The organism is Paenibacillus piscarius, from assembly GCF_022234545.1.
In the GTDB taxonomy this organism is placed as follows: domain Bacteria; phylum Bacillota; class Bacilli; order Paenibacillales; family Paenibacillaceae; genus Paenibacillus_AQ; species Paenibacillus_AQ piscarius.
In genome coordinates, this window is sequence record NZ_JAIEUI010000007.1 from 86,818 (window position 1) to 108,629 (window position 21,812).

Annotated in this window: 20 protein-coding genes; all 20 read right to left on the minus strand. The window is 39.4% G+C overall.

The genetic code is table 11. The features are described 5' to 3' along the window. Positions 1-36: 36 nt before the first annotated feature. The 20 genes from K1558_RS13625 to K1558_RS13720 all read right to left on the minus strand — a co-directional run bounded on the left by K1558_RS13625 (position 37) and on the right by K1558_RS13720 (position 21,714). Positions 37-1,092 (minus strand): NAD-dependent epimerase/dehydratase family protein, encoded by a 1,056-nt coding sequence (locus K1558_RS13625; RefSeq protein ID WP_238652299.1) that lies wholly within the window; start codon positions 1,090-1,092, stop codon positions 37-39. Then, positions 1,089-1,805, minus strand: coding sequence for an IspD/TarI family cytidylyltransferase (locus K1558_RS13630; protein ID WP_238652134.1), 717 nt, complete (start codon positions 1,803-1,805; stop codon positions 1,089-1,091). Before K1558_RS13630 ends, K1558_RS13625 begins: the two co-directional genes overlap by 4 nt. Before the next feature lie 13 nt (positions 1,806-1,818). Further along, the gene (locus tag K1558_RS13635) at positions 1,819-2,625 is read right to left on the minus strand and encodes a LicD family protein (RefSeq protein ID WP_238652135.1); all 807 of its coding nucleotides are present in this window, start codon (positions 2,623-2,625) and stop codon (positions 1,819-1,821) included. A 67-nt stretch (positions 2,626-2,692) separates the two neighbouring features. Further along, positions 2,693-3,982, minus strand: a complete 1,290-nt coding sequence (locus K1558_RS13640; protein WP_238652136.1) for a glycosyltransferase family protein — start codon at positions 3,980-3,982, stop codon at positions 2,693-2,695. Continuing rightward, positions 3,982-5,412 carry an oligosaccharide flippase family protein gene (locus K1558_RS13645; protein ID WP_238652137.1) on the minus strand — a complete coding sequence of 477 codons (1,431 nt, stop codon included), beginning with the start codon at positions 5,410-5,412 and terminating at the stop codon, positions 3,982-3,984. Before K1558_RS13645 ends, K1558_RS13640 begins: the two co-directional genes overlap by 1 nt. Next, positions 5,399-6,397 (minus strand): O-antigen ligase family protein, encoded by a 999-nt coding sequence (locus tag K1558_RS13650; RefSeq protein ID WP_238652138.1) that lies wholly within the window; start codon positions 6,395-6,397, stop codon positions 5,399-5,401. The genes K1558_RS13645 and K1558_RS13650 overlap by 14 nt, the downstream gene beginning before the upstream one ends. A gap of 269 nt (positions 6,398-6,666) precedes the next feature. Then, entirely contained in the window at positions 6,667-7,734 is a 1,068-nt protein-coding gene (locus K1558_RS13655; protein ID WP_238652139.1) for a glycosyltransferase, read from the minus strand. Further along, on the minus strand, positions 7,731-8,858 hold the full coding sequence (gene wecB / locus K1558_RS13660; RefSeq protein WP_238652140.1) for a non-hydrolyzing UDP-N-acetylglucosamine 2-epimerase: 1,128 nt from the start codon (positions 8,856-8,858) through the stop codon (positions 7,731-7,733). The genes K1558_RS13655 and wecB overlap by 4 nt, the downstream gene beginning before the upstream one ends. A gap of 13 nt (positions 8,859-8,871) precedes the next feature. Next, entirely contained in the window at positions 8,872-9,729 is an 858-nt protein-coding gene (locus K1558_RS13665) for an SDR family oxidoreductase (protein ID WP_238652141.1), read from the minus strand. Next, a complete protein-coding gene (locus K1558_RS13670) occupies positions 9,730-10,755 on the minus strand; it encodes a nucleoside-diphosphate sugar epimerase/dehydratase (protein ID WP_238652142.1) in 1,026 nt (341 codons plus the stop codon). A gap of 25 nt (positions 10,756-10,780) precedes the next feature. Then, the gene (locus K1558_RS13675) at positions 10,781-11,992 is read right to left on the minus strand and encodes a glycosyltransferase family 4 protein (protein ID WP_238652143.1); all 1,212 of its coding nucleotides are present in this window, start codon (positions 11,990-11,992) and stop codon (positions 10,781-10,783) included. Continuing rightward, entirely contained in the window at positions 11,989-12,873 is an 885-nt protein-coding gene (locus K1558_RS13680) for an NAD-dependent epimerase/dehydratase family protein (RefSeq protein WP_238652144.1), read from the minus strand. The genes K1558_RS13675 and K1558_RS13680 overlap by 4 nt, the downstream gene beginning before the upstream one ends. Continuing rightward, entirely contained in the window at positions 12,874-13,503 is a 630-nt protein-coding gene (locus K1558_RS13685) for a sugar transferase (protein ID WP_238652145.1), read from the minus strand. Between the two features lie 106 nt (positions 13,504-13,609). Further along, a complete protein-coding gene (locus K1558_RS13690; protein ID WP_238652146.1) occupies positions 13,610-14,671 on the minus strand; it encodes a copper amine oxidase N-terminal domain-containing protein in 1,062 nt (353 codons plus the stop codon). Between the two features lie 2 nt (positions 14,672-14,673). Beyond that, complete coding sequence (locus K1558_RS13695) at positions 14,674-15,354, minus strand: hypothetical protein (RefSeq protein ID WP_238652147.1); 681 nt, start codon at positions 15,352-15,354, stop codon at positions 14,674-14,676. 18 nt (positions 15,355-15,372) lie between these two features. Then, positions 15,373-17,208 (minus strand): polysaccharide biosynthesis protein, encoded by a 1,836-nt coding sequence (locus K1558_RS13700; protein ID WP_238652148.1) that lies wholly within the window; start codon positions 17,206-17,208, stop codon positions 15,373-15,375. A 42-nt stretch (positions 17,209-17,250) separates the two neighbouring features. Beyond that, complete coding sequence (locus K1558_RS13705) at positions 17,251-17,937, minus strand: CpsD/CapB family tyrosine-protein kinase (protein ID WP_238652149.1); 687 nt, start codon at positions 17,935-17,937, stop codon at positions 17,251-17,253. Beyond that, positions 17,918-18,694 (minus strand): YveK family protein, encoded by a 777-nt coding sequence (locus K1558_RS13710; protein ID WP_238652150.1) that lies wholly within the window; start codon positions 18,692-18,694, stop codon positions 17,918-17,920. Before K1558_RS13710 ends, K1558_RS13705 begins: the two co-directional genes overlap by 20 nt. A gap of 122 nt (positions 18,695-18,816) precedes the next feature. After that, positions 18,817-20,844 (minus strand): S-layer homology domain-containing protein, encoded by a 2,028-nt coding sequence (locus K1558_RS13715; RefSeq protein WP_238652151.1) that lies wholly within the window; start codon positions 20,842-20,844, stop codon positions 18,817-18,819. An 87-nt stretch (positions 20,845-20,931) separates the two neighbouring features. Next, entirely contained in the window at positions 20,932-21,714 is a 783-nt protein-coding gene (locus K1558_RS13720; RefSeq protein WP_238652152.1) for a tyrosine-protein phosphatase, read from the minus strand. Between the last annotated feature and the right edge of the window lie 98 nt (positions 21,715-21,812).

Genomic DNA, 21,812 nt, shown 5'->3' on the forward strand with positions numbered 1-21,812 from the left:
CTATAATAGATCAATGGATAAAAAGTAAAACTTACTCTATCTAGCCTCAGATAAAATCTTTATTGTTCTTTTCAATCCATCCTCAATATCATATCGCGCTTTCCATCCCAAGCTTTGGAGTTTTGTAGAATTCATTATTGCTTTTGTGGCTTTAGAATATCCTAGCTTTTCTTCTATTTCAGGCATTTCAAATATTACATTTGTATTTACCTCACTAGCTAGTAAGTAGGCCAATTCTTTAAGTGTTATGTCTGAACCTTTGTCAGATATATTATATACTTCTCCAGAAATTCCTCTAAACAAGATTACCAATATGCCCGCTACAGTATCGGCAATATAGTTATAGGAATACAGTTGTGTACCTTCGCTTTTAAGGATTATGGATTCTTTTGAAACTGCTCTCTTAATAAACTGTGACAAAGCTTTGGTATCCGATAATTGCATAGTAGGACCATAAGTTCGAGAGAGCCTTGCATTTACAACATCAATCCTATGCTGTTTCATAAAAGCTTGACATAGCGCTTCACCAACACGTTTACTCTCTGGATATCCGGCTCTCAATGTATTACAGTTAATATAACCGCTGTAGGACTCATCAAATCCTTCCACATCGCCTCTATTTTCTCCATAAATTTCAACACTAGAGGCAAAAAGGAATCTTTTAACCTTACTAGCAACGGCGTAATTAAGTAAGTTATAAGTACCAATAACATTAGTCGTTATAGTCCCAATTGGATCTGAAGCATACGCAACAGGATGTGTATTACTTGCAGCATGAATAATATAATCAAAATCACCAAAGTTATTTAATGGTACATTAATATCATGATTCTCAAAAGAAAAGAATTCGGATTCCCATATATTATCAAATCTAATTCTAGCCTTCTCTTTATCTCTCCCCAAGCCAAGAACAAAACAATTGTCATTATAGAATTCATTTCTATACATCAATACATCTATAAGAAAACTCCCTATCATGCCACTTACCCCAGATAACAGTATTCTTTTATTTTTTAATAGATCCCATGGTAGCATTAGATTAGCAACATATTCTATATCTTCCTTGTAAACAGGGTTATTTTGGATATTCATTTTAACCACGAATCCTTATCCAATTTTAAATAGGCTTTGAACATCTCTAAGTCGTCTCTAGTTGTAAGTTTTATATTTTTTTCAGATCCAGCAGCAAAATATAGCGTTTCACCTAAATCAACCATCATGGTGTTAGTATAAGCCGATCCAAATATACCAATTTTCTTATCAAAGGCCTCCTGATAGGCCCATATTAATTTACCAAATTTATAGGCTTGTGGAGTAGAGACTCTTCTGAGAGTTTCTCTTGGTATATATTCAGAAGTAGAGATATTGTCCTTAACTCTAAAAATTTGTTCGTTATATGGAAGAGAGCTAACTGCATTACCATATTTCTCACATTTAATAATTACATCAGATAGGACTGAGTCATCTACCATAGGCCTAATACCATCATGAATAATAATAGTATCATCATCTTCACATACATCTTTGAGGTAATTTACTCCATTTCTTATCGATTCTTGACCAGAATCACCACCTGAAATTATCCATTGTAACTTAGTTATATTAAATTGATTTGCGTAAGCTTTTAATATATCATGCCAACCATCTAGACAAACAACTCCAATACCATCAATTTCAGGATGTTTTTGAAATCCTTCTAAAGTATAAATTAGAATTGGCTTATCATATATATTTATAAATTGCTTAGGAATATCTTGATTCATTCTACTTCCACTACCAGCAGCAATAATAATTGCAAAATTCATTCATACTCCCCCTTCACTTCAAAAATGCTTTGAAATCATGATGTGTGACTTGTTTCTCAAGCGGAGGGAATTTCATATAGTCTCCGTAAATGCTTGAAAGCCACTTATGATATCCAGCAGGAACATTATAATAGTTACCTTCAAATTCTTTTTTTACTATTGATTCAAAAACCTCATTCGATACGATCTCAGATTCTCCATAACCCCAAACAATTATGCCTAACTTGTTAGAATTAAAAGAATAGTTTGAAATTGCTAAATCATTAATTTTCTTCACAACATTAGGAATAGACTTGAAGGAAAATACTAGTTTCCCAACGGAAAGAATGGAACTTTTAATAATAGATCTATTTCTATTATGCTTAATTAATTTTGCATTTAATATTTTTCGTTGAAATGATATCTTCCCCAAAATCTTTTTCTGCAATTTCCCATCTTCCGGGATAGTGTCAATGGGGAAGACATCAATATTAATACCTATATTGTAAGTATTTTTTTCATCAGTATTTTCTTTAAGCAGGCTAGCTTCATAAGAAATTTTCGAAAAAGGAAAGGGGAATTTCCCCATTTCATTTGAATTATAAAGCTTATATAGGGAATTAAAACCATTAAAACTCTCAATAAGCTTTTCATAATCGCCTCGAAGCATTGCAACATCAATATCATCATCCCAAGGAATATAACCTTTATGTCTTACAGCACCGATTAATGTACCGCCACAAAGAAAATAGTTTAGTTTAGATTTTTCACAGTATTCAGCAAATACATTTAATATATTAATTTGAATATCTCTTATCTCTTGTATACTTAGTTCTTGCATCTGCTATGATCTCCTTAGAAGCAAATGTAATTAAAAATCATATCTGGTTAATAATCCTCTACTGAATTCAATTAACTCTCTTAGAGGGATGTATAGTGGTAGCGAGTGACAGGATCAGTTCTGCTGAATAACTTGGTAATGCATCGGTAAATAATTCTTTGATTTCTTCAAATGAAATACTTAAATCAAAGATTTTTTCACAAAATTCTTCATACTTAATGGAGTTTTCTTTTATCTTAGAGTTATCTTGTTGTAAACAAAGTGATAGAGGATATTTATTAAGAATTTTTAAATTGACGTCATTTTGAACAGTATACAAATGAATTATTGGTTTTTTATTAGATATATAGTCAAATATTTTGCTAGACATTTGTATACCTTCTTTTTCTGCTATGCTCACTAAAATATCACTTTCAGAAATAGCTTGATCTGCAGTTTCCTTATCAACACTTCCATGATTAACTATCTTCCCTGGGAAATATCCACTATATTTATTTACCATTTCATTGCAGTTACCTATTATATAAAAATTCAATATTGAGTTCACATTATTTGCAGATTTGAATATTTTAAAGAGATATTCAGGAGTAACATATCTTTTATACAAGCCTCCGACATATGAAATAATTAAAGGTTTATTAGGATATTTTTCACCCTCACTTTTTTTATTTTTATCTAAAATTAGTGGATGTTCAACAAACTTTATTTTCCCTAAATTTCCTGGAAAGTGGAGTTCAAAATGTTTTTTCAAAGAATGCATTGCTAGTACATTGAAAGAGAGATTTAACATTTCTTTCTCTAGTTTTAAATGCCTACTTTTTTTGAATTTCTTATTTATTTCACTTCTATGCAAAGTTTGGCTATTTACAAACTGGTCAAACAAAAAAGGAATTAACTTTACCTCTCTATCAATATTTTCAATGTATTTACTTGCGGCAAGCACACTTTCAAAAGGTAAACTAAATGGAACAATAACATCTATCGGACTGGAAATTTTTTCTATAGCATGAATATAGGCATCTCTTAATTGATTATTTACAGACGTATAAGAGAGTATTGTCTTTAATGCACTACGAATCTTATAAAGATTATCTGCCGCCCGATAAAACTTTTTAATAATTCCCTTTCGAGCCTTTATATTCATTTTCAATCTATTTCTCATACTAATATCTTTTGTATCTACTCTAATAATGTCATGTTTACTTAATTTTTCATAAGATAACTGCAATTCATTATTTTTAAGGCATATCACTGTTACTTTATTATTTTTTTCAAGTTCTTGAGCTATATTACCTGCACATCTTCCTACTGCAGAATAATAGGGATAATAGCTCCCTACAATTAAAACAATGTGCATTATCTATCATCCCCTTTGCTTAAGATACTTCTTATGATTCTGGATAAAAACTTCATGTTAGTGCACACATATAATAAAAGAATTGTTATGTACAAAATTAATCCAGTAATTTTTTCGAATTTATAAGAAACAAGAAAAAATAGTGTTATTAGTATAACTTCAAAAACAATTGTTTTATATTCCCTCAAATTTAATTTTCTGTACATAAAAAACTCAGATAAATAAAGACGAATTCCCATAGCTATAAAAGTTCCTATAGCAATTGCTGATACAGATTTAAAAATCAGATAAGATGGAATTATAATTGTAACAGCCAAAATTAAACCAGCTACATTAGCCTTCAACATCGATCTTTCTTCACGCAATAGTTTATAAAACGGATTAATTAGTATTTGCATTTTAATTTGTATATAAAGAATGCCAAAAATAAATGGAAGGTAAGTAAGGATACCAGTATAACTTTCCATGAATTTTCGAATAAAATAAACTAACAAATAATAACTTAGTAAAGTAACAAAAGAAAAGATAGATGTTAATATATTAATATTTTTAAAATATTCTTTGAACTTTTTCGAATCTAATCTATTCAATGTTGGATATAAAACAAGTCCTATTGCTGAAATTAATACCAAAACTAAATTGAGGGTTGATATCGCAAAGGAGTATCCTCCATAAATTGATACATTTTCAAAGCGTTCAACAACAAAACGCCCAAATCCCAATACTAGCATACCAGCTAAGTTAGCCAGCATAAGTTGGATACCTACTCTAATATTTTCGACAAACTCTGGTATTGCAAGTTTTAGGCTTGCCCCCCTTCCAAATAATATATCTCTACAAGAATAACAAAGTATAACAAGTACTATTATTCTTGAAAAAGAGTCTGCGATAATAAATAAATTAACTTGATTCTTATTCAACAAAAATAAAATTCCAATAACGATTAATACTAATAATTTATCTATAACGTTATAAAAGCTATATTTTTTAAGTTGATTAGTAATTTGTAATACATATATAAAGACTCCACTTAACCCTGCAACAGGAATATTAATAGCCACCCAGAATAATGCATACAACTTATCTTTGTTGGGTTCATATTGTACAATAAGAAAAAAGCAAATAAACATAAGTACAATTTGAAATAGCACAAAGAATCTTATACTAGTTCTGAATAAGGACTTGGGTAAATCTTTATAATTATAAGTTCCATATCTTAAATATATCCCATCATTAAAGCCAAATGATAATATACCTACATAAGAGAGATATAGCAAATAAACTTGCCAGTAACCAAAGTTCATTATACTAAGGGTAAGTGGCAAAACAAGAGCTTTCACAATACCTAACACCAAACTTACACCTTGAGAGATCATCACAAATAAAAGATTCTGAATTCCAGACCTAACTGTCATATTACTTCGGTTCATGAACAACCTCACTATTTCGTTTAAGGTAGTTTTTTTGCGAGACTGAAGTTCCTAACATAAACCAAAATAAAATGTCTATTGTGTTGGTGAATAAGGTAACCTCCCCCAAACCCTGTATCAAAATAACTAATACTAAAGAAAATATCGATTTTATAAAATTATCTTTTGACAAATAACCTACAATACTTTTCAACCAGATAAAAATCGCTAAAATAAAAATCAAAAAACCAAAAATGCCAGACTGTACTAACAAATCAATTATCCAATTATGTGATCTCATTTGACCTAAAGAGTACGATAAGCCATTTCCAAAAAATAAATGTTGATTCCATCTTATAAATTCATTTGAATATACCTCCAATCTATTACTCGACAAAGCATTTATTATTTCGTAAATAGAAGAGTTATTTAAATCCATCCCCATATACCACTTATTTAGAAAAAATTCAGTCCCTAAGTAAGAAACGATTAACAAAAAAATAAAAATAGGCAAAAATGATATGATTTTTAAATGTTTATTAATATTAGATCTATTCCTAATAGATCCAAGGTATTTTTTTATTACGGAAAAAGCAGCTAAAACTATTACGATAATAATTGCATTTTTAGATTGGATAACTACAAGAGTTAGAAGTCCTAAACCAATCAAAATATATTTATGGAAGGTACTAATATTAGACATATAAAAAAATACTAGAAAAGGGAGAATAATTGCAGCAATATAATTAGAACTACCAACAGGTACTACTAAATAGTATTTAAGAATACCAACGTCCAATTTTCCGTACTTAGTTATAATTTGGATGTATGTGTAAACAACTTGGATACATAATACTATAAAATATAAAGAAGCTATCTTATTAATTATTCTTGAGATTTCAATTTTATGCGTCTGTGTCGCTATGAAATAACCAACAAAAGAAGCAATTACCGCCAAGTAATTCCCCCAATAATTTTCAACATTCTCTATATAGAGCAACGGCACTAGGTAAACTCCTAATCTTAATAACAGCAAATAAGTTATGGCATCTGTATATACTTTCCCTTTAATTAATATTAAGAAGATAGCTACACAAAATAAAAAAATCAAGGAATTTATCGAAGAAAATGACACGTATAGTTTATATTCCATTTTCTTATCACTTACAAACAATATAATAAAAAAAAGAAAAAAGAAAAAAAACAGTTTTAATTTACCATTACACTTATTATTTTCAAAATGATATATATTCAATTATTTTCCTCTCATTCCTATTATTTAAATATAACATCAACAATAGTAGTTTTTTTCTGAGAATCAGTTTCTTCAATGGGTAAATAAGGTATTTCATTTAAAATCATTTTTTTTAGTAGTTGCATAAGTTCCATAGGATTAAAAGGATCAAAGAAATAAGCATTATTATAGTTTAATAAAACTTCTTTTGAAAAAAAACAGTTAGAAGAAAATACAATAGAATTATGAAGTTTTGCTTCAAGTAAAGGCAATCCAAAAGTTTCAATATATGAAGGAAATATCAAAATTGATTTTGAATAGTAGTCAAACACTTCTTCCCGAGACAACCGACCTATAAATTTTATAGGTAAATTCAGATGATTCACTCTTTCATATAATTGTAAAACATGTTGATTCTCGTCACCTTTTAAAGTGAAAACAACTTTATAATCATAAATATTTTCTTCAGCTAGTTTAATACATGCATCAATTACTAATTTATGATTCTTATATTCATATTCGCTGGCAGGATAAAAGAATGTTGTCGAACTCTTCTTATTAAAAGAAAAATACTTCTTTATATCCATTTTTATATCAGGAGGAATAACAACAAGTTTTTCATTTGGAACTTTAACTCTTTTTAAACAAACTTCTTTAATCCAATTAGATTGAACAATTGTTTTCTTTGCTTTTTTAATAGACTTGAATATTTTCTTTGCCATTACATTTTGATACAGCCAAAGTCTCTTATTACTTAAAAATGAGAATTTATGCTCTACAAATGGCAAGGAATTATGCATGTATAATATCTGTGGAACTGAAGTTAATGGAATGGTGATATTTTGAAATGAAACTATCTTGTCAATATTGAACTTTTTAATTAACTTTGGTGCTATAACATAATCAAAAAATAGCCGATGCCCCCAGCTTTTTTTTATCCATGGAAATCGAATAATCTGAATATTCGATGACTCTGTTAAGTTTGGCTTGCTCAGAACCAAAAACCATTTCACTTCATCTTCTCTCATCTTTACTTCACATAAAAAATCATTTAATACAGATAAAGCACCTACAGATTCTGCCGGAACATTAAACACCATTATATTCATAATTTTCTCCACACCATTGTATTAATTATTTCGGTGTAGCTCTGAATGATTTTTATTAGCTTAACACTAACGTTTTTCTCCCGATAATCAGGTACATCTTCACCTAAGTGACCATCAAAATCTAAATTCACCGCTAAACTCACCGCTTGAATGACTTTGTCACTTGTGATACTCCCAATTATAAATGTCCCTTTATCTATCCCCTCTGGTCGCTCAGTGCTTGTTCTAATTGATACCGCAGGAAATTTAAAATATGCGGCCTCCTCAGATAACGTTCCACTATCAGAAACAACACAAAAAGCATTTTTCTGTAAAGTAATAAAATCATAGAAACCAAACGGTTTAAGATTCCTCACTAGTGGGTGAAATTCAAATCCTCTTTGGGCGACATGTTTCTCACTTCTCGGATGCATACTATAAATTATAGGAATATTATATTTTTCAGCCAAAATATTCACAGCATTCATCAATGCAAAGAAATTTCGTTCATCATCAATATTTTCTTCTCTATGTGCTGAGAGCAATATATATTTTTTCTTTTCCAAATTGAGAACATCTAGAACATTACTTTTCTCGATACTTTCAATATTAGCAAATAAAACTTCTGCCATGGGCGAACCTACTACATAAGTACGTTCCTTAGGCACTCCAGATGAATTCAAGTACCTCCTTGCATGTTCTGTATAACACAAGTTCACATCACTTGTTACATCAACAATTCTTCTATTTATCTCTTCAGGAAGATTCTCATCAAAACACCTGTTCCCAGCCTCCATGTGAAAAATTGGAATCTTGAGCCTTTTAGCTGAAATAACACTCAAACAGGAATTTGTGTCTCCCAGAACTAAAAGTGCATCCGGAGCCTGATCAACCATTAATTCATAAGATTTTGAGAGAACATTTCCCATTGTTTGGCCAAGGTTATCTCCAACAACTCCTAAATAAAAGTCGGGTTCTCTTAACCCTAACTCTTTGAAAAAGATCTCATTTAGGGTAAAATCATAATTTTGACCTGTATGTACTAATATATGCTCAAAATATTTATCACACTTCTTTATGATTTCAGAAAGTTTAATAATTTCAGGTCTTGTGCCCACAATTGTCATTAATTTTAACTTACGCATTTTTGTGACTCCCTTATTGAAAATAATGTGGATAAAATTCTTTATGCTCTTCAATCCATACTCTCATCTCAGAAACCATTTCTTCGTAGCTAGGTACTATAAATGAAAAATCATTCCTTTTATTCACAAGAGATTTATCTACTTCAATTGCATCACTTTTTAAAATAGTTAATGTATCACTTCTTAAATATTTGTTAAAGAGCTTCAATAAATCAAATTTGCTAATCATATTATTATTAACTAAGTTATATAAACCAGTTAAATTTTCTTCGAGTGCCTTTTCCATCGCTTTCGCCAAAGTCAAAGTTGTTACTCCGGTCCAAATAGCTTTAGTAAATCCATTAACTTCTCCCTTTTGCTTCATAAACCAATTCAATAGTCCAATTCCATTCATATTCTGGTCTGGTCCTATTATGGAGTTTCTGAAAGTTAAATCTTTATTATTCTCAACTTCACCTAATGCTTTTGATCTATCATAGAATGTTTCTCCATCCCTAAACGAATTTTCTGAATAACCACCTTTTTCTCCAGAAAACACACAATCAGTACTCATTTGGATTATTCGAGTCTTCGTATTTTGTGTTATATCAACTAAAAAGTGCGGCAAATAGCTATTTATAAGAACTGCCAGAGCTTTATTGTCTTCTGCATCTTTATTCAATATACCGATAGCATTAATAATAGCATCGTAGTTTCCTTCATCCACTATCCTATTGAGATATGTAAAGTCAGTTACATCGCCCGTTATACTTTTGTCACAATATTCAATTTTATTTCTGCTGAAACCCGTTACCTCATGCCCTTTTTCTTTGAAATAGAGGGAAATTGTATGTCCGGCCATACCAGTTGCTCCAAGAACAAGTACTTTCATTTAGAATTGCCCTTTCCAAGTTCTTAATTCATTTTGGATATATTCTAGTTTCAATAATTTATCTTTGATCTCACTAACTCCAAGTCTTTCAGTATTATGTGAATTGTAATCTTCTGCTTGTTGAATTTGCTTATTCCCTTCAACAAAATACTTATCATAATTTAGATCTCTTTTATCAGCAGGCACTCTATAAAATCCTTCTAGATCCTCTGCCACTACATGCTCTTCTTTAGTAAGAAGAGTTTCGTATAATTTCTCCCCATGCCTTGTACCAATAATTTTTATTTCATTATCTACATCAAACAATTCGATCAGGGCCTGCGCTAGATCTCTAATAGTAGATGCTGGAGATTTCTGAACCATAATATCTCCTGTTTGTGCGTTATGAAAAGCAAATACAACAAGTTCAACCGCTTCCTCAAGACTCATAAGGAATCTAGTCATATTAGGATCAGTGATAGTAAGAGGCTCTCCACTTTTAATCTGATCAACAAAAAGCGGAATTACCGAACCTCTAGATGCCATTACATTTCCATAACGCGTTCCACAGATCAAAGTTTTATTAGGGCTAACAGTATTAGATTTAGCTACAAACACTTTTTCCATCATTGCTTTGGAAATACCCATTGCATTTATCGGATATGCTGCTTTATCAGTAGATAAGCATATGACTTTTCTAACTCCCATCTCTATAGCACCAGTTATAACATTATCCGTTCCGATAACATTGGTTTTCACGGCTTCTAATGGAAAGAACTCACAAGAAGGTACTTGCTTCAGTGCTGCTGCATGGAATACATAATCCACATCATGCATTGCATTCTTAACGCTTGCTAAATCTCGAACATCACCAATATAAAACTTTAATTTTTCATTTCTATACAATTTTCGCATATCATCTTGTTTCTTTTCATCGCGTGAAAATATTCTAATTTCTCGAACATTTGTATCTAAGAATCTTTTCATTACTGCATTCCCAAATGATCCTGTGCCACCAGTTATTAATAAAGTTTTATCAGTAAACATTCACATTAACTCCAATCAAGTTTAATTAGTTAAACCAGAAATCCATTCTATTCAAAAGTTTTTCTTTGTTAAAGTGAGTTTGATAATAATGAAGTGCGTTTTGAGCCATATCCTCACGGTCATGCTTTGTAGATGATGCCATGTTTAATATATTTTCAGCTAAACCATCTGCGTCTCCAGCATTACTACAAAAACCTGCCTCAGCTTCTTTAATAACTTTCTGGATCTCTCCATCTGCGGAAACTAGTATCGGAATTCCGCAAGCAAGACAAGATTGAGTTTTGGCAGGCAATGTTATTGAGAATACTTTACTTCTTGATAGACATATCAAAGTGGCATCACATACAGACATAAATTCAGGTATGCGAGAACTAGGTTGTTTATCAATAAAATTGAACATATAATCGACACCATTTTGCTCTACTATATTAATTAAAGTTTCTTTGTATCGTCCTTCACCAACAATATTAAATCTAATTTTTGCTCCTAATGCTTTAAGTTTTAGAGCAGCAGCGGCCAATACATCTAACCCCTGAGCAACACCGATATTTCCTGCAAAAATTATATTAAAATAATCATCTTGTGGTATTTCGTTTATAACAACATTTTTATTGTTTATAGGAACATAAAAATCCTCTGCATACTGAGGCCAAAATTCTATTTTATTATTTTCTATTCCTCGTTCGGATATAGCCTCTATGAAACTTTCAGAAGAGGTGAAAATTCTATTACTACGTTTATATATATAATCAACCATCATACCTATACTTTTTAGAATACGTTGATTTTTAATCCCAGCCACAATTTCAACATTTTCCGGCCATAAATCTGTAACGTACAGATAGCAAGGTATTTTTTTTCTTTTTGCATACCAAACACCAGGTAATGCTTGAGTCATTGGAGATACTTCATAAATGAAAACATAATCTGCTTTAACCCTAGTAAAGATACTCCAAAAAAATCCTGATATTACAAAAGAAAGATAATTCAGCATCAACATAATTGAACTTTTCCCACGAGGAATTAATGGAATTCTGATAATATTTATGCCGTAATACGTTTCTTTTCTTTTTTTAAAGATCCCATAACCCTTATAATATTTTCCTTGAGGGTAATTAGGGATGCCAGTAATAACTGTAACTTCGTATCCCTTTTTCACCCATTCCGCACATATATCATTTATCCGAAATTGTTCTGGAAAGAAATATTGTGCTATAACCAGAATTTTCTTTTTCAATTCACTGTCTCATTCCCGTTCATATTTTCTGTCAACTTGATTGACTCCTTCAGAGTTCTAATTTGATAATTTTCTTTATAAGTACTGATCCTTTGGTCATAAATTAAATCCCCAAATATCTTTCGAAATGCATTTATTTTTTTCATTGTTATTTTAATAACTGGGTTGAACAACTTTGTAAAATAAATTTTGTTCCCATGGACTAGAGATATTTGTCTAACCATTTCTGTTGTTGAAGAATACTGTTTATTTTGGGGATAAAAGAATCCATTATCTTCATTAATTATGATAAACCTTAATAACTCGCACAAATTATCAATATGTAACATGCTTCTTTTATTATTGAAATCAGGGAAAAATCGAATTTTCCTTGATATTTGAGCCATTTTCCTATAGTTTCCCTTAGAATCTTTACCGTAAATCATTGGGGGTCTTAATATTGCTATTTTAAACGTCTCTTCCTCAAGTGCTCGTATACCTTTTTCAGCTTGCAGTTTACTCTTCCCATAAAAATTGCTAGGTGTTGCTGGTGTATCACTATTGATAAAAGTAACCTTTCCATTATCTTCATACACAATAATACTACTCATAAAAATAAACTGCCCTACCCCATCTTGCTTTGCCTTGCTAGCCACTTCTATGGTCAAATCACGATTAACTCTATAGTACTCCTGCTCCATACTAGGATCAGTAGAGACATGTGCTATGCCAGCTACATGCAGCACCACATCATAGGCAGAGAAATCATGTTCTTTCCAAGCTTCGCCTCTTACTGATAACTCTTCAACTTCGTACTGATCGGGCCACTGTTTTACCCAGTTCATGAAGCTTGTTCCTACATAGCTCCCCTTACCTGTAATAAGAATTCTTTTCTTCTCCATTTATAACGAGGCTCCTTTGGTGTTGGGAGGTGCTTCTGTGTTCGCTGCGCCTTCTCTAACCCCGTCCGACTTCAGAACACTGAGGATTGTCATAGCGAATACTTTGAGATCGAAGCCCATCGTGATGCTTCGTGTGTATTCTCCATCCAGATTTGCCTTTACTTCATTCGGCAACTCATCCCGCCCATTAATCTGCGCCCATCCGGTCAGCCCAGGCTTAATGTCATTCGCACCGTACTTGTCCCGCTCTGCGATCAGGTCATATTGGTTCCACAGCGCCGGGCGTGGGCCGATGATGCTCATGTCGCCTTTGAGAATATTGATGATCTGAGGAAGCTCGTCCAGGCTGGTCTTCCTGAGGAATTTGCCTACTTTGGTGATGAAGAAGTCAGGGTCTTGCAGCAGATGGGTAGGCATTTCGCTTGGCGTATCTGTACGCATCGTCCTGAATTTGAGAATATAGAATTCCTTCTTGTGCTTGCCTAAGCGCTTCTGCCGGAACAAAACCGGACCTTTGGAGGTAGACTTAATTACTACGGCGATAATCAAGAAAAAAGGCCATAACAGGAGCATTCCGATTAGAGCCAATATGAAATCCAGCATGGGTTTGATAATAATATAAGGCTTCATTCTCTCACCTTGTCCTTAAGATACTATGGTTTACAGCTAGAGCTGAATGGAGGGTGCTTGCGACTGTAAACCATATCTTCATAATACCTGTTGATGTCTATACTATTTATTTGCCTATTCCTTCAGCAATCGCTCTTCCCTTTTCCAGATCAGCCTCGAACGCCGCTCGATACTGGGAGATGATTGCCGTACTATACCCGTTATTGTTTAGTTTTTGTTCAGCGTCCGCGATTATACTGTTGAATGAAGCTGTAAAAGAGGCCAGTTGCTGGATGCCCTTCGCCTTGATGCTTTGCTTAGCCGCTGCATCTGTAGCAGCTACATATTCAAAGGCAATGCTCATTAATGCAGAAGTACTCTGCGACTGTAACGCACTCAGCTTCGCTTCGGTCTCGCTAGTAATTGACTCATAAGAGACTTTGCCTGATCCTGTGCCTCCTCCAGCTCCCGCTGATCCAGCACCGCCTGCGGCTGCTCCGCTAGGTTCAGGGGTTGCGGCTGGTGCAGGTGTAGCACTTGCAGATGGACTAGTTCCGTTGTCGGCTGGTTTCGAAGAAGCCATAATCCCTTCAAAGTCCTTAGAACTTGCAGTAATCGTCTTTGTTTTCGGATTCCAGCTAATGGAATTTCCTACAGATTCCGATAAGAATCTTAGGGGGACATAGATGGAACCGTTCAGCAGGTAGCTGGACTGGCCTGCGGGCAAGGCCTTAGCCGTTCCATTGAATACATAACTTGCTTTTACATTGTTCAAGGCAATACTCTTCTGCGTGAAGGCAGCATCCGCTGTGGCGTTCATCAGGTATTCCTTAATGACTACCAGCTCTGAGCTGCTGGGCTCAGCCACGGTTACCTTAAGGCTCTTGGCATCCCAGCTTACACTCTTCTGCAGAGCATAGGACATGAAGCGTAACGGAACGTAGGTCGTGTTATTGTACATGAACACATATTGTCCGGCTGGCGGCTGCAATTCCACACCGTCGAAGAGCATGGTCACATCGGTGTTCTGCACTTTAATCGGAGCGGCAGCCTTTGGCGCAGGAGCAGCTTTTGCCGTTGATGCTGGAGTAGCTGCGGCTACGGTAACAGGAGCCGATGCGGTCAGAGGTGTGCAGCCGATTAAGGCCACGGTTAGCAGTGCTGCGGCTGGAGCTTTCATCTTAAACATGCTTATTCACTTCCTTTTTCCTTAGCTTTGAGCTGTTCTTCTTCAGCCAGGATCTGATCCCGGGTCTTGCCTTGGCTGACGCCGTACTTCTTGGCAATCTGAGCTAATTCGTTGTACTGTTCTTCTGTGACTTTGCCGAGGATAATGCTGCGGGCTTCGCGCTTCTCTTCGTTCGTAAGTCCGCCTTTGGCTAACTCCTGCAAGCGCTTGATGTCAGAGACGCTTAGCTGGGAGGCTACGATTGAAGCAACGCTGGCTTTGTCGCTGAGCGTCACGCTCTCTTGCACTTCCTTGGCCTTATTAGTGGAGATATGAGCTAATCCGTCTACCCCTTCGGGTGTCGGAGCTGGCGTACTTGCAGGCTTGTCTGTATTAACAGGCTTGTCCTTACCAGCAGCAGTCTGGTCTCCGGCTCCGCTGGAAGCAGGAGTACTATCCGGTGCAGCGCTTGAAGCAGGATCTGCGGAAGTCGCTTGCTCGGCGGACGGATCACTGTCTGCAACTACAGGCTCGACTACCTTCCCTTGTGGAACGCTGGCGTTATCGTCCGCTTCCACATCGAAGCCGGTAGCCATGGAGCTCATCAGCTTGTCAACTGCATAATTGGCGGCGAATAACCCGCCGACACCTAGCACCACGATCACTGACAGCGACCAGATTAATACCTTTTTCCATCGTTTCACTTCAGTACCTCCGAATCTCTAATTAGCTAAGGCTGGCTGGATGACCGGCTGCATCGGCACGATCTGGTTAATCAATTCACGGATCGCTTCCGGTTCCTCGGAGATGACCCGCTCCAGCCGTTTGAATTCCAGCTCCATCTGGCTCTGGGTGTAGACGTTCGGCCGGCCGATGAAGATCCGGTCATGCTGGGTGGAGGTCAGATTCTCTTCATCCGTCAGCAGTTCTTCATACAGCTTCTCGCCCTCACGGATGCCTGAGAAGGTGATATCGATATCCTTGTAAGGCTCGTAGCCGGACAGGGTAATGAGGTCCTCTGCCAATGTCAGAATCTTCACCGGGGCACCCATATCGAGCACGAAGACTTCACCACCGCTGGCGAAGGAGCCGGATTGGATCACCAGTTGAACCGCCTCAGGGATCGTCATGAAGTAGCGGACCATCTCAGGATGGGTAACGGTGACAGGTCCGCCGGCCGCAATCTGCTGCTTGAAGGCAGGAATGACGCTTCCCCGGCTGCCGAGAACATTACCGAACCGCACTGCCGTGAACTTGGTCGGGCTGGTTACATTAAGACTCTGTACGTACATCTCGGCAATCCGTTTCGTAGCCCCCATGACGCTGGTCGGATTGACGGCCTTGTCGGAGGAGATCATCACGAAGCGCTCTGCGCCATATTTGTCCGCGCAGTCGGCTACATTGCGTGTTCCGAAGACGTTATTCTTAATCGCTTCAGACGGGTTCCGCTCCATCAGAGGAACGTGCTTATGTGCTGCTGCATGAAAGACCACCTGCGGCTTGTAGCACTGGAACACATCCATCAGCCTGGCCCGGTCCTGAACATCGGCAATCACGGTCACGATCTCGAGGTGCGGGAAGCTCTTGCGCAGCTCCATCTCAATCGTATAGATGCTGTTCTCCCCGTGTCCGAGGATCATCAGCTTGTCCGGGGCAAAAGGTGCAATCTGGCGGCATAGCTCCGATCCGATCGAGCCGCCTGCTCCCGTAATCAGCACGGTCTTGTTATGAACATATCCCAGGATGCTGTTCATATCGGCTACAATCGGCTCGCGGCCGAGAAGGTCCTCTACGCTGACGTCGCGGAGCTTCTTGACGGAGATTTTGCCGGCGATCAGGTCATTGAGGGCTGGAATAATCTTCAGCTTCGCACCCGTGGCCTTCGCAAGATTGATGATCTCCGAGATCTGTGTGCGGGAGACGGAAGGCATGGCGATAATGATCTCATGAATCGTTTGTTCCTTCACAATCCGCGGAATGTCATAACGGTTACCCAGCACGGGCACACCCAGGATGGACAGGTGATACTTGTCTGCGCTGTCGTCGATGAATCCAACCAGCCGGGTATGCGCGAAGGAAGGGCCCATCATCTCTTTGGCAATCAGAATGCCGCAATCTCCGGCACCGACAATCAGTGTATGAGTCTCCGTAGCCTTATTGTTATTCCGGTCATTGCGGAAGACTCTCCAGAAGAAGCGGGCTCCCCCGACCAGCAGCAGAATAGTCTCCATTGACCGGACTTCAATGCTGAAGGGTACACGCTCCGGCAGGATGAAATAGGCTGCGGCGTAGGACAGAATGGCTCCGACGACAATAGCTTTGAGAACCGAGATAATCTCACCGATGCTGGCATATTGCCACATTCTGCGATACAGCCCGAAGTAGACCAGGCTGCCCCCAATCGCTACGGTTGAGATCATTCCGAATACGACCATCTGGACCACATATTCCGGCGGGATGTCATTATAGAAGCGGAACAGGTACGATGTCACGATGCTGAACCATATGATCGCAATATCGATCATGAATAATAGCAACACTCTAGTTTTTGCTGTCATTTTCAGTGCCTCCAAAAACAACATTTTATCTCTGTCTAATATTCAGTTGCCATAATAGTAATAATAGTAGCCTTCACTGGCCTTGCGCTTCACGTTGTTCAGCACCACGCCCAGCATTCTTGCACCGACCCGGTCCAGACTTGCCTTGGCCTTGGCCGCAATATCCCGCTTCACCTTGCCGTAGCTGACCACCATAATCACGCCGTCACTCTTGGAGGCTACAATCTGCGCATCGGTCACTGCAAGCAGCGGCGGGGTATCGATCAGGATCACATCGTACAGCTGGCGAAGCTCCTGCAGCACGGCGCTCATCCGGTTGGAGGCCATCATCTCGGCCGGGTTCGGCGGAATAGGGCCGGAGGTCATCAGCGACAGGTTATTCACCCCGGAGGGTTGAATGACATCGGACAGGTCCGCTTGCTGGGACAGCAGGGAGGACAATCCGTAGCGGTTACTGAGTGAGAAGGTCTTATGTGCTGTCGGCTTGCGTAAGTCACCGTCGATCAGCAGCACCTTCTTGTCCGCTTGCGCATACGCAGCAGCCAGATTCGCGGTAACGGTGGACTTGCCTTCCTCCGGTCCAGAAGAGGTGACCATCACGACCTGGATCTGCTCATCGACCGAGGAGAAATCAATATTCGTGCGCAGGGCGCGAAAAGCCTCCGATACCGGCGAGCGCGGGTTCGTCACGGTGATCAGATGGCGTTGTTTATTTGGCTGCTGTGACATGTTCGAGTTCTCCCGCCTTTCTGGTCTTAAGCTGTGCCTGCTGCTCCGTGGCCTTCGTCTCTTCCTGGCCGAGCCGGGTAATCATGGCAATGGTCGGAAGTCCAAGGTATTTCTTGATGTCATCTTCCGTCTTCAGCGTGTCATCCAGGTACTCCAGCAGGAAGGCGATGCCGAGGCCGATCATCAGGGAGACAATCAGGGCAATGGCCAGGTTCATTACGACGTTCGGTTCGACCGGACCCGGTGCCACCGGCGGATTCAGCTTCGCTTCATTGAGAATGGACACATTCTGTACGTTGAACAGGGATGGGATCTCCTGCTTGAACACAAGTGATATGGCATTCACGATCTCTGCAGCTCTCTGGTATGAATTATCTCGAACGACAAGTGTCATCACCTGCGTATTATTTACAGAACTCACGTTAACCTTCTTCAGCATCTCCTCTGCGGTCAAGCCGAACTGCGGATAGTTCTTGGCTACCACGTCGAGGATGGCCGGGGTCTTAATAATTTCTTTGTACGTGTTGATGAGCTGAATGTTCGTATTGATCTGATTGAGATCCAGCTGCGCTACCGAAGCTTGGGTAGGCGTCTGATTGACGATGATCTTCGTCGAAGCTTCATAGACCGGATTCTTGATGTACAGGCTGTAGATTCCGGCAAGAACACACGCCACAATAACAATGCTGACAATCATCCACAGTCGCTTCCTGACAATCTGGAAATAATCGCGCAGATCCAATTCTTGTGCTGACAAGTGCATTTCCCTCCAAGCGGTTTCAATAATCGTTCTTTAGGCGAGCAAATCATACTGATCTGTTCTAAAAAAGTGCCCCCTCTCTAAACAGACGAGAGGAGGCTCTCCACATTACTATTGACTTACTTGAAGTTGATCGTGCGGTAGATAATTACGGCTGCTTCTGCGCGTGTAGCTGTGTTGTTCGGATTGAACTTGCCGGCATTGCCGATAACCAGGTTATTGCTGGCAGCGAAGGCTACGCCGTCCTTCAGGGAAGCAGCGATCTTGCCTGCATCGGAGAACTTGCTCAGGGAGCTGGCATTAGTTACAGCTTCAGGCTTCTGCGCCTTCACAGCACGGGCAATCATCGTTGCCATTTCCGCACGGGTAATGGTTGCCGTAGGATCGAACTGTGCTGCACTGCGTCCAGTGATGATTCCCTTCTCAGCAGCAACGGCTACGTAAGGGGCATACCATGCTGTGGAGCTTACATCGCTGAAGCTCTGCTTCGCGGAGTTGTTCTCCAGGTTCAGTGCACGGATCAGCATCTTGGCGAATTCTGCACGGGTTACATTGCTCTTCGGAGCAAAGTTATCGTTGCCTACGCCTTCAATGGCGCCCTTAGCTGCTACCACGGAGATCTGTCTTCCGGCCCAAGCCTGAACACTTGCGATATCCTTGAAGGTAACTTTGTTCTCCAGTACTGCATAGGAGGAGAAGGTGTCACGCGGTTCAGTGATATGATCGCCGTCTACAACACCGCCCTGGAATTGCAGTGCGCCGTAGACTACCTTAGCTACGGACAGCAGTTCGCGGTCCAGGCCTTCAGTGTTCTTAAGCGGCAGCTTCAGGGTGATTGGCTCCTTGAAGGTAGTTGTAGCAACACCGCCAACCTTCAGATCGAAATCATATACGCTGGATGCCAGCTTCAGGCTGGATACCGAGGTTACTGTTGTATCTGCTACGGTGGAAGCAGTCAGGGTAACCGCTTCGCTGAACTGTCCTACCGGAATCGTTACGGTCAAGCCGTTGAAGGTAATGGCGATATTGGCAATGCCTTTGGCCTTAGCCGCTTCGATGATTGCCTTGGACAATGGTACTTCAACTGTAGCCGCATTCACTGTACCCAGGTTCAGGGTCAGCGTCAGGCCCGTCTTACCGGCATTGGCTGCAACCAGGGCATCGAATGCCTTCAGTACATCGGCATCTACCAACTTCAGGGTAGCCTTGTCGCCTACGATGGTTACCAGCTTGGATACATCATACAGGCCAGGTGTAGCTGTTGGGTTCGTAACCGGAGTTGTTACGCCACCAGTACCGCCGCCAGTGCCGCCACCATCTGGATTGCTAGGTCCAGGAGTTACGGGTTCGTTGATGTACGCTCTTACATACGCTAGAGCAAGAGCCTTCACTGCAGGCTTAGCAGTTGGAACTATATCATTCAGGTTCTTCAGGCTGAGCTTAATATCGCCAGGGGTAATATTAAGATTGTAAACTACTTGACTTACAGTCAGGCCACCCTCAACAGTGTTGTGGTTAAGTACCTTTTCAATAGCTTCATTCAGCAATGTATTCAGAGCATCATCGGTGCTGGAAGCATTAGCGATCAGGTTAATCAAATCAGCCTTGGACTTACTGCTGATCATTGTGCGAAGTTCAGCTTCAATGCCTTTAGTACCGAACAGGAATTCAGTGAAGTCCTCAGCTGTAAGATTATCTACGCCAGCCTTAGCTGCAATCTTCTTTGCAAGCTCAACATTCTTGACGTTATAACGGATATCCTTAATTGCCGTGTAATCCTTCTCATACACATCGTAGACAACGCTGGATACGCTCTTAAAAGCTTCATGAGCAGTTTCTACGTCAGCTTCATTCAGGAAGGTAAGTTTGTCCAGCACTGGCTTGAATATCTGCTCGAACTTCTCAGCGCTAATATTTCCAGCTTCCAACTCATAAGCAAGCAACGCTTTTCTGTCTGCTTCTGTCAACTGAGCATAAATCTTCTCAACCTTCGCCTTCACATCTGCCTGGGATACAGCTGCCGCAGATGCGGTACTGATTCCGAAATGCTCAGCCAGCCCCTTGCTGCTGAACGGGAATCCGGCAACGGATGCCGCTGCCATACTTACTGCTAGAGTAGATACTGCCAGTTTTTTCTTCAAAGTCACTTGTCATCCACCTCTTTGTATGTATTTGGAATATATAGTAGTGCAAGAATCCAGTAATACCCATTCTACCATTAATGACATGAGCGGTCACCCTTTACGCGAAAAAAATCCGAACAATCTATGAAGTTTGTTGTTAGATTGAGCAGGATTAGCTCGAAAGACCTCATCATTTGCAATGATGGAACGCGAATTATGCAGAAAAAAGTCGAACGCCTCGGCGCCCAATTCCCGCTTCACCACCCCGTAAGCCTCACTTAATCCAAAGGGACGGTTCACATGATCATGCGCATCTGAAGCAATGACATGGACCGCCTGCCGTCTGCACAGCTCGAGCGACAGCTTCTGCAGCTTGCTCCCGAACACGCCGGCAATACTCTGTGCAGTAAGCTGGCCCAGTGCGCCAAGCTCAATGAGCTTCACCAGCCTGGACGGGTCTGCGGCAATCTCTGCGTTGCGCTCCGGGTGGGCGATCACGGGAACGAATCCCTGGATGATCAGCTCATGGCAGGTCTCCTCCATATTGCGCGGCACCCGCGAGGAGGGCATCTCTAGAAGAATATACCGGGAGCCAGCCAGCGTCAGCAGTTGTCCCCGCTCCAGATCATCGAGCAGATCCCCGTAGAGCCGGATCTCCTGGCCGGGCAGCACCTGCAGCGGGTTACCCGCCTCCTGGAGCTTCGCGTTAAGCGCCTTCACCGCCGCTTCAATCTCCTGAGCCGGATTCATATAGACTCCGTTCGCATGGTGAGGCGTAGCAACTACAACCGAAATACCGTCGTTATGGGCGTCTTGCGCCATGGCGAGAGCGGCCTCAACATCAGCGGCCCCGTCATCCATGAAGGGTAGAATGTGGCTATGGATATCTATCATATGTTGTTTATCGGTCCCTTCGTCAAGGTTTTGTATAGATTTCGTCAAAAAAATACAACCATTTCACTAGGAAATGATTGCCATCTTTTTAAACATTA

What these genes read in the sequence shown, in the direction of transcription:
- K1558_RS13625 (WP_238652299.1), bottom strand. Translation starts at nt 1,092, where the DNA reads ATGAATATCCAAAATAACCCTGTTTACAAGGAAGATATAGAATATGTT.
- K1558_RS13630 (WP_238652134.1), bottom strand. Translation starts at nt 1,805, where the DNA reads ATGAATTTTGCAATTATTATTGCTGCTGGTAGTGGAAGTAGAATGAAT.
- K1558_RS13635 (WP_238652135.1), bottom strand. Translation starts at nt 2,625, where the DNA reads ATGCAAGAACTAAGTATACAAGAGATAAGAGATATTCAAATTAATATA.
- K1558_RS13640 (WP_238652136.1), bottom strand. Translation starts at nt 3,982, where the DNA reads ATGCACATTGTTTTAATTGTAGGGAGCTATTATCCCTATTATTCTGCA.
- K1558_RS13645 (WP_238652137.1), bottom strand. Translation starts at nt 5,412, where the DNA reads ATGAACCGAAGTAATATGACAGTTAGGTCTGGAATTCAGAATCTTTTA.
- K1558_RS13655 (WP_238652139.1), bottom strand. Translation starts at nt 7,734, where the DNA reads ATGAATATAATGGTGTTTAATGTTCCGGCAGAATCTGTAGGTGCTTTA.
- wecB (WP_238652140.1), bottom strand. Translation starts at nt 8,858, where the DNA reads ATGCGTAAGTTAAAATTAATGACAATTGTGGGCACAAGACCTGAAATT.
- K1558_RS13665 (WP_238652141.1), bottom strand. Translation starts at nt 9,729, where the DNA reads ATGAAAGTACTTGTTCTTGGAGCAACTGGTATGGCCGGACATACAATT.
- K1558_RS13670 (WP_238652142.1), bottom strand. Translation starts at nt 10,755, where the DNA reads ATGTTTACTGATAAAACTTTATTAATAACTGGTGGCACAGGATCATTT.
- K1558_RS13680 (WP_238652144.1), bottom strand. Translation starts at nt 12,873, where the DNA reads ATGGAGAAGAAAAGAATTCTTATTACAGGTAAGGGGAGCTATGTAGGA.
- K1558_RS13685 (WP_238652145.1), bottom strand. Translation starts at nt 13,503, where the DNA reads ATGAAGCCTTATATTATTATCAAACCCATGCTGGATTTCATATTGGCT.
- K1558_RS13690 (WP_238652146.1), bottom strand. Translation starts at nt 14,671, where the DNA reads ATGTTTAAGATGAAAGCTCCAGCCGCAGCACTGCTAACCGTGGCCTTA.
- K1558_RS13700 (WP_238652148.1), bottom strand. Translation starts at nt 17,208, where the DNA reads ATGACAGCAAAAACTAGAGTGTTGCTATTATTCATGATCGATATTGCG.
- K1558_RS13705 (WP_238652149.1), bottom strand. Translation starts at nt 17,937, where the DNA reads ATGTCACAGCAGCCAAATAAACAACGCCATCTGATCACCGTGACGAAC.
- K1558_RS13720 (WP_238652152.1), bottom strand. Translation starts at nt 21,714, where the DNA reads ATGATAGATATCCATAGCCACATTCTACCCTTCATGGATGACGGGGCC.